At 62.8% G+C, this 15,536-nt stretch carries 15 protein-coding genes; 5 read left to right on the forward strand and 10 right to left on the reverse strand.

Translation table 11 applies throughout. From position 1 onward, the window contains the following. Positions 1–590: 590 nt before the first annotated feature. The 4 genes from ACEK02_RS26605 to ACEK02_RS26620 all read right to left on the reverse strand — a co-directional run bounded on the left by ACEK02_RS26605 (position 591) and on the right by ACEK02_RS26620 (position 4,371). Positions 591–1,385 (reverse strand): MetQ/NlpA family ABC transporter substrate-binding protein, encoded by a 795-nt coding sequence (locus ACEK02_RS26605; protein ID WP_371424469.1) that lies wholly within the window; start codon positions 1,383–1,385, stop codon positions 591–593. 46 nt (positions 1,386–1,431) lie between these two features. Continuing rightward, on the reverse strand, positions 1,432–2,097 hold the full coding sequence (locus ACEK02_RS26610) for a methionine ABC transporter permease (RefSeq protein ID WP_371424470.1): 666 nt from the start codon (positions 2,095–2,097) through the stop codon (positions 1,432–1,434). Next, positions 2,087–3,208 carry a methionine ABC transporter ATP-binding protein gene (locus tag ACEK02_RS26615; protein WP_371424471.1) on the reverse strand — a complete coding sequence of 374 codons (1,122 nt, stop codon included), beginning with the start codon at positions 3,206–3,208 and terminating at the stop codon, positions 2,087–2,089. The genes ACEK02_RS26610 and ACEK02_RS26615 overlap by 11 nt, the downstream gene beginning before the upstream one ends. A 206-nt stretch (positions 3,209–3,414) precedes the next feature. Continuing rightward, on the reverse strand, positions 3,415–4,371 hold the full coding sequence (locus ACEK02_RS26620) for an aliphatic sulfonate ABC transporter substrate-binding protein (RefSeq protein WP_371424472.1): 957 nt from the start codon (positions 4,369–4,371) through the stop codon (positions 3,415–3,417). Positions 4,372–4,789: 418 nt separating this feature from the next. On the opposite strand from ACEK02_RS26620, the gene ACEK02_RS26625 reads away from it, so the two are divergent. From ACEK02_RS26625 to ACEK02_RS26635, 3 genes are all read left to right on the forward strand, one after another. Then, the gene (locus ACEK02_RS26625) at positions 4,790–5,707 is read left to right on the forward strand and encodes an aliphatic sulfonate ABC transporter substrate-binding protein (protein WP_371424508.1); all 918 of its coding nucleotides are present in this window, start codon (positions 4,790–4,792) and stop codon (positions 5,705–5,707) included. A 33-nt stretch (positions 5,708–5,740) separates the two neighbouring features. Continuing rightward, positions 5,741–6,556 carry a MetQ/NlpA family ABC transporter substrate-binding protein gene (locus tag ACEK02_RS26630; protein WP_371424473.1) on the forward strand — a complete coding sequence of 272 codons (816 nt, stop codon included), beginning with the start codon at positions 5,741–5,743 and terminating at the stop codon, positions 6,554–6,556. A gap of 115 nt (positions 6,557–6,671) precedes the next feature. Next, positions 6,672–7,346: an N-acetylmuramoyl-L-alanine amidase gene (locus ACEK02_RS26635; protein WP_371424474.1), complete on the forward strand. Its 675-nt coding sequence runs from the start codon at positions 6,672–6,674 to the stop codon at positions 7,344–7,346. Positions 7,347–7,478: 132 nt separating this feature from the next. On the opposite strand, the gene ACEK02_RS26640 is transcribed toward ACEK02_RS26635, so the two are convergent. Next, a complete protein-coding gene (locus ACEK02_RS26640; protein WP_371424475.1) occupies positions 7,479–8,300 on the reverse strand; it encodes an aspartate dehydrogenase in 822 nt (273 codons plus the stop codon). A 314-nt stretch (positions 8,301–8,614) separates the two neighbouring features. Between ACEK02_RS26640 and ACEK02_RS26645 the strand changes: the two genes are divergently transcribed. After that, the gene (locus tag ACEK02_RS26645) at positions 8,615–9,451 is read left to right on the forward strand and encodes a siderophore-interacting protein (RefSeq protein ID WP_371424476.1); all 837 of its coding nucleotides are present in this window, start codon (positions 8,615–8,617) and stop codon (positions 9,449–9,451) included. A gap of 30 nt (positions 9,452–9,481) precedes the next feature. Beyond that, positions 9,482–10,960 carry a GH1 family beta-glucosidase gene (locus tag ACEK02_RS26650; RefSeq protein ID WP_371424477.1) on the forward strand — a complete coding sequence of 493 codons (1,479 nt, stop codon included), beginning with the start codon at positions 9,482–9,484 and terminating at the stop codon, positions 10,958–10,960. Between the two features lies 1 nt (position 10,961). Here the strand turns inward: ACEK02_RS26650 and ACEK02_RS26655 are convergent, their stop codons facing one another. Genes ACEK02_RS26655 through ACEK02_RS26675 form a run of 5 tightly spaced genes read right to left on the reverse strand, consistent with a single transcriptional unit; the run spans position 10,962 to position 15,520 of the window. After that, the gene (locus ACEK02_RS26655; protein ID WP_371424478.1) at positions 10,962–11,807 is read right to left on the reverse strand and encodes a phosphodiesterase; all 846 of its coding nucleotides are present in this window, start codon (positions 11,805–11,807) and stop codon (positions 10,962–10,964) included. Then, entirely contained in the window at positions 11,807–12,868 is a 1,062-nt protein-coding gene (locus tag ACEK02_RS26660; RefSeq protein ID WP_371424479.1) for an ABC transporter ATP-binding protein, read from the reverse strand. Before ACEK02_RS26660 ends, ACEK02_RS26655 begins: the two co-directional genes overlap by 1 nt. Then, positions 12,865–13,650, reverse strand: a complete 786-nt coding sequence (locus ACEK02_RS26665) for an ABC transporter permease (RefSeq protein WP_149533874.1) — start codon at positions 13,648–13,650, stop codon at positions 12,865–12,867. The genes ACEK02_RS26660 and ACEK02_RS26665 overlap by 4 nt, the downstream gene beginning before the upstream one ends. A gap of 4 nt (positions 13,651–13,654) precedes the next feature. Continuing rightward, positions 13,655–14,470 (reverse strand): ABC transporter permease, encoded by an 816-nt coding sequence (locus ACEK02_RS26670; protein WP_371424480.1) that lies wholly within the window; start codon positions 14,468–14,470, stop codon positions 13,655–13,657. Between the two features lie 42 nt (positions 14,471–14,512). Then, the gene (locus ACEK02_RS26675) at positions 14,513–15,520 is read right to left on the reverse strand and encodes an ABC transporter substrate-binding protein (protein ID WP_371424481.1); all 1,008 of its coding nucleotides are present in this window, start codon (positions 15,518–15,520) and stop codon (positions 14,513–14,515) included. Positions 15,521–15,536: the final 16 nt, after the last annotated feature.

Raw genomic sequence — 15,536 nt, forward strand, 5'->3', positions numbered from 1 at the left:
AACACCGCAGGCGGAACGTCGGGCACCGGCCCGTGCTTTCCGAAAGTCCTGATGCGCCAACTTGCGGAAGACCGCATCGGCATCAGGCCCAGGGGTGCATCGGGCACCCGGCGTTCCGCACGCCCTCTCACAGGGGGCGGGAATGCAAGCGACGACGGCGCCCCCGCGCCGCAAACAACAGGGGCGATGACGCATGTCTGAAGGGTAGTGGCTGTTTGACAGTTGAATCCGATGAGGCCGTAGGATGGGTAGAGCGTCTTCGCGAAACCCATCATTCACGCGCACAGAAAGCGATGGGTTTCGCTGCGCTCTACCCATCCTACGCTGTGCACCATCATGCCCGGTAACGCAGAAGCAAGCCCGGCCATGACGACCGAGAGCGATACGCATGATCGTAGGATGGGGTGAGCGCAGGCGCAGCGCGCCGGAGCGAAACCCATCATTCTATCTTACGGCAGGCTCGGCCGATGGGTTTCGCTGCGCTCTACACATCCTACACTTTACGCCGTCATGCCCGGCAGCGCGAAGCTCGCCTCGCGCCGCCCGGCCATGACGTGGGGAGGACAGAAGCCTGCCCCCAAGAAAGACCTTTACCAGGTCGCGAGCACCGAGCCCTTGAACTTCTCGTCGATGAACGCCTTCACTTCCGGCGACTGGTAGCTCTCGACCAGCGTCTTCACCCAGGGCTTGTCCTTGTCGGCGGTGCGCACGGCGATGATGTTGGCGTAAGGACCCTTCGGATCCTCGCGCAGGATCGCATCCTTCACCGGATCGAGGCCGGCCTGGGTCGCGTAATTGGTGTTGATGCCGGCAACATCGACATCAGGCAGCGTGCGCGGCAGCTGCGCGGCATCGACTTCGGTGATCTTCAGCTTCTTCGGGTTCTCGGTGATGTCGAGCAGGGTCGGCTTGAAGCCGGTGCCGTCCTTCAGCTTGATGACGCCCTTGTCGCGCAAGAGGATCAGCACGCGGCCGCCATTGGTCGGATCGTTCGGGATGGCCAGCGTGGCGCCGCTCTTCACCTCGTCCCAGCTCTTCACCTTCTTCGAATAGATGCCCATCGGGAAGTTGATGGTGTTGCCCACCGACACGATCTTGTATTTGCGATCGGCCACCTGGTTGTCGAGGTAGGGCTGATGCTGGAACGAATTGGCCTGCAGGTCGCCGGCTTCCAGCGCCGCATTCGGCACGACGTAATCGGAGAATTCGACGATCTGGATGTCGAGGCCCTTCCTGGCGGCGACGGCCTTGGCGGCTTCCAGCACCTGCGCATGCGGACCGGGCGTCACGCCGACCTTGATGGTCTCGGCTGACGCGGCGCCGGTGAGCGCGGCGAAAGCGAGGATGGAGAGAAAAGTACGACGAAGAGACATGGTGTTTTCCATTGTGAGTAAACGAGTGTGAACGGGCCCGCTGATGCGAGCGACCGTTTCAGGAATGTCGCGTGCGCTTGTCGAGGCGGCGCGAGATGAAGTCGCCGAGGCTCTGCACGCCCTGCACGAGACAGATCAGCACGGCGACGACGGTCGCCATCACCTCCGGCATGAAGCGCTGATAGCCGTAGCGGATGCCGAGATCGCCGAGCCCGCCGCCGCCGACGGCGCCGACCATGGCGGAATAACCAATGAGGCTGACGGTCGCGAGGGTCAGCGCCAGCGTTACCGCCGGCATCGCCTCGGGCAACAAGACCTTCCAGACGATCTGCAGCGGGCTGGCGCCGAAGGCACGTGCGGCTTCGACCAGACCCTGATCGACCTCGCGGATGGCGCCTTCGATCACACGCGCGATGAACGGCGTCGCCGCGATGGTCAGCGGCACTACGGCGGCGCTGGTGCCGATGGAGGTGCCGGCGATCAGGCGCGTCAGCGGCACGATGGCGACGACGAGGATGATGAAGGGCGTCGAGCGCGTGGCATTGACGATGAGACCGATGATGCGGTTGACGTTCGGCGCCGGGAACAGCTCACCTGCCCGGCTCGTCGCCAGGAAGATGCCCAGCGGCAATCCGGCGAGGGTGCCGAAAATGCCGGCCAGCGCCACCATGGTGAGCGTGTCCAGCGTCGACCACAGGATCATGTTGATCAGTTCAGGCGACATAGCCGAGATGCTCCACGGTGTTGCGGGTCGCGGTGAGATCGGCGATCAGCTTGGCCTGCAGGTCCGGCTCGGCCGCGACGGAGGCGATCAGCGTGCCGAACGGATGATCGGCGACATATTCGATCTGGCCATGCATGATGTTGAAATCGACGCCGTAAGCACGCGTGAGCCGTGAGAGTACGGGCTCGTCGGCATCGGCGCCGGTGAAGGCGATACGGATCACGGCCTGACGGCCGGGCGCGTAGTCAGCCAGCAACTTGCTTTGCAGCCATTCCGGCACGTTGCCGCCGGTGACTTCGCCGACGAAACGCTTGGTCGTCGCATGGGTGGGCTTCGAGAAGATCTCGTAGGTCGTGCCCTGCTCGATGATCTGGCCGCCTTCCATGACGGCGACGCGCTGGGCGAGCTTCTTCACCACGGACATTTCATGGGTGATGAAGAGGATGGTGAGATTGAGATCGGCATTGATCTGCTTGAGCAGCGCGATGATCTGCGCGGTGGTCTCCGGATCGAGCGCCGAGGTCGCCTCATCCGACAGCAGTACCTTCGGCTTGGTCGCCAGCGCTCGCGCGATGCCGACGCGCTGCTTCTGGCCGCCGGAGAGTTCGGCCGGATAACGGTCGCGCTTGTCGGCGAGGCCGACCATGTCGAGCAGCGGCTCGACGATTCCCTTGATGTCCTTGCGCGGCGTGCCGGCGATTTCCAGCGGCAGCGCGATATTGTCGAAGGCGGTGCGCGACGACAGCAGGTTGAAATGCTGGAAGATCATGCCGATGGAGCGGCGCGCCTGGCGCAGCGCACGCTCATCCAGCGATCCGATATCGAGGCCGTCGACAATGACCTTGCCGCTGGTCGGAAGTTCGAGGCCGTTGATGAGGCGAATGAGCGTCGACTTGCCGGCGCCGCTCTTGCCGATCACGCCGACAATGGCGCCTTCAGGCACCACGAGGTCGATATTGTCGACCGCCTTCACCTCGGCGGAATCCTTCCGCGACGGGAAGATCTTGCTGACGCCATCGAAGGAGATGATGGCACGCCCTTGTTGGCCAGGATCTTGCGGATCGAGAACTGGCACGGGCGCTCCGGTCGGCTTGGACAGGGGAGCGTTCATTGAATGACGTTTCTGCGCAGTTGTGAAGCACGGGGCCGGCCTGCGTGTCGCGGGCGCCGTGGCGGCAACCTACTGATTTCCGGGGACATTTCAACCGCACTGCACAAAAAGTGAAAAATCAACGCTTTCAAAGGCCTGCGGGAGCAAAAGAGTACCGGGAGACGGCTGGTGACAGAGTTAATCGCCTCCCGGCAAAGTTTGAGGAACTACGACCCCGGCGTCCACTTCCAGACGATCTCCCTCACATCGACCGCCTTGGGGATCAGGCCGAGCTTGAAGAACCGGTCGGCGGTCTGCTGCTGGGTGGCGACGATCTGGTCGGTGATCGGCACAACGGTGTAGTTCGACCGCTCGACAGCGCGCGTGGTGGCTGCCTTGTCGACACCGGTCGCTTCCTGCAGCCGCGTCGCCACCTCGGCGCGATTGGCTTCGGCCCACTTCCCCTCATCGGCAAAGGTCTTGTTGAACAGCGCGACGATGTCCGGATGCCTGGTGGTGAAATCCTTGTTGGCAAGGAAGAACGAAATGGAATCCTGCACGTCCTTGGAGAAGGCAATCACCCGCGCCTGTTTGCCCTCGGCGAGCGCCAGATACGGATCCCAGATCGACCACGCGTCGATATTGCCACCGGCGAATGCCGCCACCGCATCGGCGGGGCCGAGATAGACCGGCGTGATATCCGCATAGGTCAGCCCGGCTTTCTCCAGCGCGGCGACGGTGGTGTTGTGCGCGCTCGATCCCTTGCCGAAGCCGACTTTCTTGCCCTTGAGATCGGCGAGCGTCTTGATCGGCGAGTTCTCGGGCACGACGATGCCCTGATTGTAGCCGCGCGACGGGATGGCGGCGATATAGACGAGATTGGCGCGCGCGGCCTGCGCGAAGATCGGCGGGGCGTCGCCGGCATAGCCGAAGTCGACATTACCCGTATTGATCGCTTCGAGGATCGGCGGCCCGAACTGGAATTCGACCCATCGGACGCCGATGCCCTTTTCCTTGAACACCTTTTCGAGTGTCGCGCGCTGCTTCACCGCCGGAAAGAGACCGGCCTTCTGGAAACCGATGCGGATTTCCTTCAGCTCCTGCGCAGCGACCGGCGGCACCATGAGCCCCGTCACCAGCAATGCGGCTGACAGGCCGATCATCATACGTCTGGATTGAGACATTGTGCTTCCCTGCTCCGTCTGCGTGACGCCCGATGCGCCGACGCGATGACAAAACGCTACGCGGCTTTGCGAAGATTGTGCTTTCAAAGGTCGCGGGCAGCCGGCAAGTTTTGCAATCAGAACGTCATCTTCCGGAGCAGCTTCATCTCCGGCGCAGAGTAATATCCTGCTCTTGCGGGGGCGCCCGGAAGGCATGCGGAGAACATTTCCGCTGCGCTACAAGGCCATCGCAGCATGCCTGCATCGCCGCGCCCGGAACTACAGTTGGCCATTTCATTGACGGAAACGAGCCGCTCTCTCACCTTTGCTGCTCACGAAACGCCATCAGCAAAGCAGTGCCAACATGCTTCCGATTCACATCGCCCGCTTCATCGAACGCTTCGTGTTCCGGCGCACCCGGGCGATGCAACTGGCGGCCATGGCCTCCATGCTGTCGGTTTCATTCGCCTGCGCGCAGACGCCGGATACCGTGCGCATCGGCTATCAGAAATCGTCGACGCTGATCGCCGTGCTGAAGACCAATGGCGAATTGGAGAAGGCGCTCGCGCCGCTCGGCGTGAAGATCAGCTGGCACGAATTCACCAGCGGCCTGCCGCTGCTCGAGGCCATCAATACTGGCAATGTCGATTTCGGCGCCGACGTCGCCGACACGGTGCCGCTGTTCGCGCAGGCGGCCGGCGCCAAGCTCGCTTACATCGCCGAGGAAGCCGCCTCGCCTGCCGCACAGGCGATCGTGGTGCCGGCGGAGTCGCCGCTTAAGACGGTCGCCGATCTCAAGGGCAAGAAGGTCGCGGTCACCAAAGGTGCCGGCAGCCACTTCCTGCTGCTCGCCGCGCTGAGCAAAGCCGGCCTCACCTTCAGGGACATCTCGCCGGCCTATCTGCCACCGGCCGACGGCCGCATTGCCTTTGTCGGCGGCAATGTCGATGCCTGGGTGGCATGGGATCCGTTCCTCACCAGCGCGCAGCGCCAGTCCAATGCGCGCGTGCTCGCCGACGGCAGCAACGGCCTCGCCAGCTACAAGCGCTACTATCTCTCATCGGCCGCCTATGCCGACAAGCGCGGCGACGTGCTGAACGTAATCTTCAAGAAGCTGGACGAGACCGGCAAATGGGCCAAGGCCGAGCCGAAGGAAGCTGCCAAGCTCCTCTCAGGCCTGTGGGGCATCGATGCCGCCACCGTCGAGGAAGCGAACAGCCATCGGTCCTACAAGGTCGGCGCCGTCACCAAGGCCGGCCTGTCCGAGCAGCAGATCATCGCCGATGCGTTCTTCAACGAAAAGCTGATCCCCGTGAAGGTCGATGCCAGCGACGTGAAGATCTGGGCGCCGAAGTAATCCCATTCTGACATTCCCCTGAAAGACAACAAAATGAAGACCGCCCTCTCCGTCATCGCTGCCGCGATGCTCGCCCTCGTCTCCTTCGGCGACCATGCCGATGCGCAATCCGCCACCAAACCCGAACTCAAGGTCGGTTTCGTGCCCGGCCCCTATATCGACGGCTTCAAGAAGGGCGTCGAGCCCGAGCTGAAAAAGAAGGGCTACACCGTCAAATATTATGAGTTCTCGACGGGCCTGGAAGCCAACACCGCGGTGTTCAAGAACGATATCGACGCCAATGTGATGCAGCATACGGTGTTCCTCGACAGCTATAACCAGCGCCAGAAGACCGACCTCACCGGCATCATCACCGTGCCGACGCCGCCGATGGGTCTTTATTCGACCAAGCACAAGACATCCGACGCCGTGAAGGCCGGCGCTACCGTGGTGGTGCCCAACGATCCCGTGAACCTGCAGCGCGCGCTGTGGATCCTCCGCGACCTCGGCTGGATCGAGATCAAGGACAACAACCCCGTCGATGTCACCGAGCTCGACGTGATCAAGAACCCGAAAGGCATCAAGATCGTGCCGCTGGAAAACGCCCAGGCGCCGCGCGCCCTCGGCGATGCCGACTTCGCCGCCGTGCAGGGCAATTTCGCGATCTATAGCGGACTGAAGCTGACCGAGGCCTTTGCTCTCGAAAAGATGACCAAGCCCTATACCAATGTGGTCGCGGTGAAACGCGGCAATGCCGACGCGCAATGGGCGAAGGATATCGCCGACGGCTATCGCTCCGACACGTTCAAGAACGCGATCCGCAACGACAAATTCTATGCCGGGTTTGTCTTGCCCGACTATTTCAACTGAGCGCCCTGCGAGGGACGCTGCCGATCACGAACATGCCATCGCCCAGCCGTTTGACTCCCGGAACGGCTGGGATAAGCTTCCTGAAAGCACGATAGCGCGCTTTCGGATCGAGGGCATGAAGCACCGCACTATCCTGGCTCTCTTGGCATTGATCGCCGCCGGCACCCCGGCGGCTGCGCAAGCACCTTCGAGCTTCGAAATCGCGGCCCGCTCCCGCGGCACCCCCGACATTCCCGGTCTCAACATGGTCTGGCTGAGGCCATGGACCGATCTCCGCCACGCCCGTGAATGGCGCAACATCGTCGTGCATCAGTCGGAAGGCGCGGTGGGCTCCGCCTGGCGTAACGCCGTCGCGCAGATGCAAAAACCCGATCGTCGCGGCGTGGCCATCTGGATCGAAACCGACGGCACGGTTTACTGGTCGACGCCCGAATGGGCGGTGCCGAACCATCTCAGCCATGGCAACCGCAACGACAACAAATATATCGACAACAGCGGGACCTATCAGCAGATCGACAATGACTCATCGATCGGGGTTGAGTTCGTCGGCAATTACCCCAATGTCCGCAAGCCGCCGACTGACGCGCAGATCGCAGCCTGGCGCGTACTCGTCCGGGTGTTGCAGGCCCGCTACGACATCCCGAATGAGCGCGTCTTCGCCCACAACTGGATCGACTATAAGGATCGCCGCTACTGCGAAGGCTGCGAACTCGCCAGGATTGCGCGGACCCAGGGAATCGAGACTGCGCAGCGGATCGACCCTGCACAGCAACTCGAGAAGGGCCAGTAAACGCAGCATCCCCCCGCCCTCATCCTGAGGAGCGGTCGTCCTGGACCGCGTCTCGAAGGATGTGCCGCAGATCCATGGTTCGAGATGCGCGCCAAACGGCGCGCTCCTCACCACGAGGGCGGTACGGATGGCTTAAGTCCCCACCCTCAATGCCGCGCGCTGCTTGCGCAAATAGGCGATCACCGACAGCGCCGTGATGCGACCGGTCTTCGGATTCTCCGACGGGATGTTTTCGATCTGCATCGAGAACCGCGCGGAATCCGAATCCACTTCGACACGATGGACATTGCGCGTCAGCGCCGGATCCGCCCAGATCTCCAGCGTCGTGGCATCGGGCCCGGCACCTGCGAGGGACAGCGCGACGGCGACATTGAGATTGGCCGGGAAGCCCTTGGCGGCCTCGCGCGCGGTGCCCTCGAAGATCTTCATCGGTTCGGTAATGCTCTCGATGTCGATCTTGTTCTCGACGATATAGGGCGCGCCAGCGAGGCCCTTCACCGGCTTGCGCGTCACCATACGCACCGAGTTGATCTTGCCCTCGGCTGCAGCCGTCACTGCGTCGAGCCCGATCAGGGCGCCGGTCGGCACCACGATCTGCCCGCCGTTCTGCCTGGCCAGCGCGACGAGATCGTCGTTGAACAACAGCGCTCCAGCGCTCAGCACGATCGCGGTCTTGCCCCTGCTGACGAACGGCTTGACGATCTCGGGCAGCAACGCTGCGGGGGCACATTCGATCACGATATCGGCGACATCCACGAGATCCGCGATCGGCAGCACCGGTGGCGCCTTGCCGAGACCGGACAGGAACGCCTGATGCTTCTGCGGATTCTGCACGGCAACCGCCGCCAGAACCAGGCCGTCGATGCCGCGGTCCAGGGCTTCGGCCACCTTGCGGCCGATCGGGCCAAGGCCAACAATGGCCACGCGCGTGGCAGACTTTGCTTCAGTGCTCATTACGTCGATCTCGTCCAATGATTCAGGGGGCACGCCGCCACATCCGGAAACGGTTCTCCCCCGGAAAGGCCGCAATGTCCATGCGGTGACATCAGCCAGTTTAGAACGCTTCCGGCCTCACGCCATCGTGCAGCACGTGCGACAATCCCGGGCTTGCACGTAAAAGGACGTTTCGCTACCTCTGCCGTGATTGCTGTCTCGGCGAGGCTGCACGTAAGCGTTAACGTGAACCAACGCGCCGATCGAACCTGATCCAGGCTCGACCTGCGCGACATGGTGTCAAACAGGCCGATCTGGATTCCCCGGGAATCCGTATGACCGACACATCTTCAGACACCATTTCCAACGATCGTCATCGCATCACGCGCGTTCGTCACGAGTTGAAACGCCGTCTGCTCACCGTGAAGCGCGTGACGTCGGTGACGCCGCACATGAAGCGCATCACCCTCACCGGCGACGACCTCGATGGCTTCGTCAGCGCGTCCTACGACAACCACGTCAAGGTGTTCTTTCCGCGCCCCGGCGAAGACGAACCATTGATGCCCGTCTTCAGCGAAGGCCGCGTGCTGGTCGATGAAAGCGCGCGGCCAATCGCGCGGGACTATACGCCACGGCGTTATGACGGAGCCGCGCAAGAGCTCGACATCGACTTCGCCATTCATGATGCGGGACCTGCGACGACCTGGGCCACCCAAGCGAAGCCAGGCGATAAAGTCGGTATCGGCGGCCCGCGCGGCTCGTTCGTCGTGCCGGACGACTTCGACTGGTATCTGCTGATCGGCGACGAGACCGCCCTGCCCGCCATCGGCCGCCGGCTGGAGGAACTACGCCCCACCACACGGGCCATCGTGATCGCGGAGGTCATCGATGCGACCGAGGAGCAGGTCTTCGCGTCCAAGGCGTCCGTTACGACCGCCTGGTTGCATCGTGGCCAGCACAGCGCCGGATCGACCACCCTAATGGAGGATGCCTTGCGCAGCCTCAAACTTCCCGTCGGAGACGGCTATGCCTTCATCGCCGGAGAATCCGAGGTTGCCAAACGCCTCCGCAGGATTCTCGTCGACGAACGCCAGCATCCCAAGGCTTGGGTCAAGGCAGCGGGCTATTGGAAAGGCGGCGCAGAGAACTATCATGAACCGCATGACGACTGATCGTCGCGTCCCGGACTAGCAGGAGATCTGGTGTCCCATCGTTTCACGCGTCGCGATTTCACCGGGGCGGCCGGCGCGCTCGCCGCCGGCCTGGCCGTTCCGACCGCAATGGCCGAGGCTCAAACAGTCCCGACCACACCGGCAGCGTTTGCCAATGACAGGCGTTTTCCTGCCGATTTCGTCTGGGGCACCGCAACGTCCGCCTATCAGATCGAGGGTGCCGTCGGGGCCGAAGGCCGCAGCCCGTCGATCTGGGACAGCTATTCACACACGCCGAACAAGATCCGCGGCGGCGGCAATGGCGACCACGCGGTGGATCACTTCCATCGCTACAAGGAAGACGTCCAGTTGATGAAGGCGCTGGGCGCGAAAGCCTATCGCTTCTCCGTCTCATGGTCGCGTGTCTTTCCGAACGGCGCGGGCACGCCCAATCCGCAAGGGCTGGATTTCTACAACCGCCTCATCGACGAGTTGCTGGCCAATGGGATCGAACCGTTCCCAACGCTCTATCACTGGGATCTGCCGCAGGCGCTGCAGGATCGCGTCGGCGGCTGGGCGTCATCAGATACGGCGAAGGCGTTCGGCGACTATGCAGGCCTTGTCGCACAGCGCATCACCGATCGCGTCAACAACATCTTTACGATCAATGAATGCGGAACCTTCGTGGATTTCGGCTATGGCCACGGCCCGGTCGAACTCGCGCCCGGGCTGAAGCTGTCGCAACCGCAGCTCAATCAGATTCGCCATCATGTCGCGCTGGGCCATGGCATGGCTGTGCAGGCGATCCGCGCCAATGGACGCGCGGGCACCAAGGTCGGCGTGGCCGAGAACGTCGCATCCTGCGTCCCGGCCATCGAGACACCTGCCAATATCCGCGCAGCCGAGATCGCAACGCGCGAGATGAATGGCGGCTACATGACCGTCATTCTCGAAGGCAGATATACCGACGCGTTCCTCGCCTATGCCGGCAAGAATGCACCGAGCTTCACCGCCGAGGAGCTGAAGATCATTTCTTCGCCTGTCGATTTCGTCGGTCTCAACGTCTACATGCCGCAATATTACGTGGTGGCGACGGGTGACCAGCATGGCTTCGCGCTGGTGCCGTTCCCGACCTCGTTCCCGCGGATGGATTCAGACTGGCTGCGGATCGGGCCGGAAGCGCTGTACTGGGCGCCGCGCAATGTCGCCAAGGTCTGGGACGTCAAGCAGATCTATATCAGCGAGAACGGCACATCGGCCGCAGACCGGCCGGCCGGCGACGGCAAGATCCACGACCTCGACCGCGTCATGTATCTCAGGAACTATCTCACGCATCTGCAGCGCGCGACGTCGGAAGCCATCCCCGTAAAGGGGTATTTCCACTGGAGCCTGATGGATAATTTTGAATGGTCGGATGGCTATGAAAAACGCTTCGGCCTCTACCACGTTAACTTCGAGACGCAGAAACGAACGCCGAAGCTCAGCGCGGAGTTCTACCGCAGCCTGATCGCGGCGAATGCGGTGGTGTAGCTTAGAGCAACTTCCCATCCGCGCCGAAAAACGGATGCGGACCGTCGAAGTCGCCGATCGGCACCTGATGCGTGACGAGATGGCCGCCCTCCTCGCCATCCGGAAACCAGACATGCAGGTGGAAAGCCGGCGGCTCGACCCGGAACGATGGCGGACGCAATTCGGCGATGTCGAGATCGACGGCGTGGTTCGGCGCCGGGCAGATGGTCGCCGCGGTCCCGGCAAATATCGTCAGCGTCGCGCGATGAACGTGGCCGGCAGCAACGATGCGGACGCGCGGATGTTTACGGACGATGGCGGCGAGCTCGTCGGCGTTAAACAGGCCCTGCACGTCCATATGGGTGACGCCGGTGCGGAATGGCGGATGATGCAGGAACAGCAAAGCCGGCCGCTCGCGCGAGGACGCCAGCGTGGCATCGAGCCATTGCAGCGTCGAGGCCTCCAGCGTGCCGTGCGGCTTCCCCGGCACATGCGAGTCCAGCAGGATGATATCGAGCGGACCGACCGTCTGCGCCTGATCGAGCGGACCCGACGACTTGGCGTAAGCCCGATCGGGAAATGCCGCGCGCATCATGTCGCGGGCATCGTGATTGCCGGGCACGCCGATGAACGGGATCTTGAGCGGCGCCAGCAGCCGCCAGAGATGTTCATATTCGCCAGGCGTCGGCGTATCCACGAGATCGCCGGAGATGACGACGAGATCGGGGCGCGGATCGAGCGCGTTCAGCTCGGCGACACAACGCTCCAGCGCCCTGGCCGTGTCGACCTTGCCATAGGCAAGCTCGCCCGGCGCCTTGATATGCAGATCGGAGATCTGCGCGATGATGGTGGGCTTGGGTTTCGACATCAGTCTTCTTTCGGCAACACGCGAACCGCCTGAGGCGTGACCGACAGGCCGACGCGCTCCCCTGCACGCACATTGATGATGTTGGGCGCGTCCACCGTCAACGGCTTGTTCGCCGCACCCGTCACCACGAGGCGCTGGCGGTCGCCGATGAAGGCGACGCTTTCGACCGTGCCGCGCAGGAAGGCGTCCGCCTCGGCGACAATTCCGATGGTCTCCGGACGGATCATCGCCACTGCCGCAGCGTTGTCGGCAGCATCATCGAGCGCCAGCCAGCCGCCAGGCAGCGTCAGCCGACCGCCGCTCACCGGCCCCTCGACGATATTGGCGGCGCCGACGAATTCCGCGACGAACCGGTTCTGGGGAGCAAAATAGATCTCGCGCGGCGTGCCGATCTGCGCGATGGCGCCCTTGCGCATGACCACGATACGGTCGCCGAGTTCCATGGCTTCGGCCTGATCATGGGTCACATAGATCGCGGTGATCCCAAGCGAGCGCAGCAGGCTGTTGAGTTCACTGCGCAGCCGATCGCGCAGCGACGCGTCGAGCGCCGTCAACGGTTCATCCAGCAGCAACACGCGTGGGCGCACGGCCACCGCGCGCGCCAGCGCAACGCGCTGGCGCTGGCCGCCGGACAATTGATCGATCCGGCGGTTCTCGAGCCCGCCGATATTGGTCAGTGCCACCATCTCGGCGACACGCGCCGCGCACGCCGCCTTGTCGACGCCGCGGATCTTCAGGCCATAGCCGATATTCTCGGCCACCGTCATGTTGGGAAACAGCGCGTAGGACTGGAACACCATGCCCACATGACGTTGCTCGATCGGCACCGCCGTCATATCGGTCTTGTCGAACAGCACACGGCCGCCGGCATCGGGCGTCTCCAGCCCGGCGATGATGCGCAGCATGGTCGTCTTGCCGCAGCCGGAGGGGCCGAGCAGCACCAGCGTTTCGCCTGACACGATATCCAGCGAGGCGGGCGCCAGCGCCTGGGTGCCGTCCGGAAAGGTCTTGGCGCAGTTCTCGATATGGACGGCTGCACCGTGGCCTGCAACAGCGCTCATTTCTTTTCGCCCTTCTCGGCAAACATCTGCATCGCCACCAGAAGGGGCACAATCATGATGAAAAAGATCAGTGTGTAGGCCGATGCCACTTCGAGCCGCATCGACGCGTAACTATCGGCGAGGCCGACCGGCAGCGTCTTGGTCAGCGGCGTGTGCAGCATCCAGGTCAGATTGAACTCGCCGAGCGACAGCGTCACCACCATCAGGGATCCGGCGAGAATGCCCGGCATCGCATTCGGCACGATGACATTGCAGAAACGCGTCCATGGCGACGCACCGAGCGAGGCAGCCCCCTCGTCCAGCGTCTTGATATCGACCGAGGCGAACACCGCCATCACCGAGCGCACCATGAAGGGCATGGTGAAGACCACATGGCCCGTGAGGATGAACAGCCACGACTGTCTGAAGCCACCGAAGCCGCCATAGGTCAGCAGCAGCGCCAGCGCGATGGCCAGACCAGGAATCGCCAGCGGCAGCGTGATGATCTCCTCGATCACGCGCGACAACCTTCCGCCCTTCACGTGTAAGCCATAGGCCGCGGGCACGCCGACAACCAGCGTCACTGCCAGGGTCGCGAAGGCGATCAGGAATGACAGCCCGATTTCACCGGCATAGAGGTTCCAGACCTGCACTACCCATTGCAGCGTGACGCCGGACTGGATGCCGCGAAAGTAATTGACCGTGACACCTGCGGAAATGGACAGCACCACCGGCACCACGAGGAACGCCGCGACGAGAAGGGTGAAACCAAGCTGGCCAGCGAAGATCAGGCGATCGCGCATCGGCTTACCCCGCCGCCGCGACGGTGCCGCCGCTCATTGAGCGGGCCAGCGCGAGGATTGCCCAGGCGATCGCGCCGAGTCCGATCGACAGCGCCGCGGAGATTGAAAAATTCGCGGCCAGCGTGAACTCCGTGTAAATCAGCATCGGCAGCACGTCGATGTTGGTCGCCAGCGTGAAGGCGGTGCCGAACGCGCCCATGGCGGTGGCGAAAGCAATCGCGCCCGAGGCGACAAAGGCCGGCCCGAGCGCCGGCAACACCACGTCGCGCTGGACAGCCCACGGACTGGCACCGAGCGAACGCGCGGCCTCCTCCAGTCCGATATCCAGCTTCTGAACCGCAGCCATCACGGTCAGGATCACGCGCGGGATCGAGAAATAGAGATAACCGAGAAACAGGCCGAAGATCGAATAGGCGAACACGACTTTCTCGCCCGTCACAGCGGCGGTGATGGCACCGATCAGGCCCTGACGTCCGGCCAGCAGAATGATCAGGAATCCCACGACTACGCCGGGAAATGCCAGCGGGAATGTCAGCATCGCGATCAACACGGCGCGGCCGGGAAAGCGATGACGCTGCAGGAACAGCCCGGCGATGGTGGCGATCACCAGTGTGGCAATCGTCGTCGCCGCAGCCAGCACGACCGTATTGATCAACGTGGCGCGATAGCGCGGCTCAGTGAGGATCGCGAGATAGGCGGACACGCCGCGCGATCCACCGGCGCCGACGGCGAGCAATTGCGCCATCGGCAAGAGGAAAAAGGCCGCTGTCACCACCACGAGCGGCAGCAGACAGATCCAGATGAAATGACGATGCGACATGGAATTATGGTGCCCCTGCCCCAACCGGGGCACCATTGTGCATCAACGGACTTCGGCGAGATAGCGGTCGCTGAAGCCTTTCTGCGCCAGCTCCATCTTGCCCCAGTCCACGCTCCTGGCGCGGGCATATTCGCTATCCGGCAGGAACTTGGCCTTCACCGCCTCCGGCAGGTCGATCTTTCGGGCCGGACGGAGGTAAGCGTTGGTCCAGATCGCCTGGCCCTTGTCGGACAGGAGATAATCGATGACCTTCTTGGCCTTGTCCTTGTGCGGCGCGTTCTTTACGAGACCGACCACATAGGGGAATACGACAGAGCCTTCGCAGGGAATGACGAATTCGAAATTGCCCTTCTCGGAATACTTGGCGCGATAGGCGTTGAAGTCATAATCGAACAGGATCGGCATTTCGCCGGACACGACACGGGCATAGGACGTCTGCTTCGGTACCATCGCGTCGTTCTTCTTCAGCTCCTTGAAGAAGGCGATAGCCGGATCGAAATTCTGGTCCGAACCGCCGAGCGCGAGGTTGACCGCAACGGCACCGACATAGCCCACGGCGGCCGAGGTCGGATCGAGATAGCCGATCATGCCCTTGTAGTCAGGCTTGGTCAGATCGGCCCAGCACTTCGGCACCGGCTTGCCGCCGAGCGCATCCTTGTTGACGAAGAAGCCGAGCGTGCCGGAATGGATCGTGGTCCAGTAGCCTTCGGCATCCTTCAGGCCAGCATCGACCTGATCCCAGCCGGCGGGCTTGTAGGGCTCGAGGGCATCCTGCGCCTTGGCCTTCATGCCGAAGGTGACGCCGAAATAGCCGATGTCGCCCACCGGATTGGCCTTCTCGGCGAGGATCTGCGCCAGCGCCTGACCTGAATTCTTGTTATCATGCGGCATCTCGATCGAGAGGTCGGTCTTCACCGCCTTGATCATCGACGCCCAGTCGGCCCATTCCGGCGGACAATTATAGCAGATGACGTCCGCAGCACGGGCGGGCTGCGATGCGACGGCGAGCGCTAGCGCGAACAGAGCAAATACCAAGCGGAATGGTTTCACAGCGATCGTCTCCATC

This window comes from Tardiphaga sp. (genome assembly GCF_041424195.1).
Taxonomy (GTDB): domain Bacteria; phylum Pseudomonadota; class Alphaproteobacteria; order Rhizobiales; family Xanthobacteraceae; genus Tardiphaga.